Source organism: Flavobacterium solisilvae (assembly GCF_012911605.1).
Taxonomy (GTDB): Bacteria; Bacteroidota; Bacteroidia; order Flavobacteriales; family Flavobacteriaceae; genus Flavobacterium; species Flavobacterium solisilvae.
The window spans coordinates 1-222 of the sequence record NZ_JAAMPT010000012.1 but is presented as its reverse complement, the minus strand read 5'-3'; the positions used below and the strand labels follow the sequence as shown (position 1 = coordinate 222).

General features: G+C 40.5%; 1 protein-coding gene. It reads left to right on the top strand.

What is annotated here, in order from left to right; translation table 11 throughout:
* A partial coding sequence (locus G6042_RS00060; RefSeq protein ID WP_169522289.1) for a hypothetical protein occupies nucleotides 1-222 on the top strand: 222 nt, incomplete at both ends.

Genomic DNA, 222 nt, shown 5'->3' with positions numbered 1-222 from the left:
TTACAGGTACACAACCAGTTCAACCAACATTGGCTTGTTACGAAACAGCTACATTCAATACAACTACGTGTCAATGGGATGTAACAGGTACGCAACCAGTACAACCAACATTGGCTTGTTACGAAACAGCTACATTCAATACAACTACGTGTCAATGGGATGTAACAGGTACGCAACCAGTACAACCAACATTGGCTTGTTATGAAACAGCTACATTCAATA